Source organism: Frankia sp. CcMO1 (assembly GCF_977945845.1).
The window spans coordinates 14,457-15,573 of sequence record NZ_CDWTMG010000104.1 but is presented as its reverse complement, the minus strand read 5'-3'; the positions used below and the strand labels follow the sequence as shown (position 1 = coordinate 15,573).

At 68.8% G+C, this 1,117-nt stretch carries 1 protein-coding gene; it reads right to left on the bottom strand.

Annotation, left to right across the window (positions count from 1 at the left end):
* On the bottom strand, positions 1–975 hold a 975-nt coding region (locus AC08OU_RS13805; protein WP_476605061.1), incomplete at its 3' end, for a hypothetical protein.
* Between the last annotated feature and the right edge of the window lie 142 nt (positions 976–1,117).

Genomic DNA, 1,117 nt, shown 5'->3' with positions numbered 1-1,117 from the left:
TTCCTGGGCCTGGATGACGAGTCCGGACCAGTCCGCGCCCTGGCTGCGGGCGCGTTCGGCGAGAAAGAGGATTCCGTTCGACAGCCAACTGCTCGGCCGCACGGCGGATGCGGCGAGCGCTCTGGTCGCGAGGATCTCGGCCTTGTCCAGCTCGCGCGCGTGCATCGCCGCGGATGCCTGGTAAAGGCGGACGGCGGCGAGAGCACCGGACGCCCGGGAACGGTTGAACAGTTCGGCTGCCTCGCTCAGCCGCTCATTTCCCTCGTCCAATGCGCCGGCGGCGACGAGTGCCGCACCGCCGAATGTCGGCAGATACCCAGGATGGATACCGTCCAGGCTGTAGCCCACCGCACCTGCCGGGAGCTTTGCCGCGACCGATCCCGCTGAGCGCAGCACGGCAACGATATCGTCGGTAGGCAGGTGGCACGCGGCCATGATGTGCGCCTCGGTGGTCATCGCCAGGATCGCGGTGTGCGCGTGTGGTGCCGTGGCCTGGGCCGCCCGCGCCAGCGCCAACCCGTCGCGGGTGCTCTGGAAGGAATAAGCGGCGAGTTCAGCCAACACGACTCCGGCGTGGGCGGCAGTCGTCGCGTCTCCTACATGTTTCGCGAGGACAAGCGCCGCCCGCGCCGAGACTGTGGCCGGCCTGGCCATGCCGTTGTCACCCTGCGCCACGGAGGTCATGAGAAGAATCCGGCCATGTGCTCGTATCCAGTCCCGGCGCAGGGCTGGGCCCAACCGCCATCGGCCGACCGTCTGCGCATGGTGCTCCAGCGTCGCGAGGCGCTCGACCAGGTCGGCCGGTGCGGTGGTCTCCCAGCGGCGGGCGAGGGTCTCCAGACCGGTCTCGACCTGGTGTAGCGCCGCGCGGCTGTCCACCGCCGTGGATGTCATGCCGACCGCCTCGGCGGGCCCGAGGACGCCGAGTAGCGCGCTCGTGGTAATGATCGTTCGGCGGTCCGTCGAGGCGTCCATATGGTACTCCTGACGATCGCGACCTGGCGGACCGGGCACATGTCCGGCGTATGCGCACGCGCAACCATTGCTGTTCTCCGCCCGAGGGTCTCGACACAGTAAGGTCACGATAACCGGGTACGGGGCACTATGTCGCCGCTGT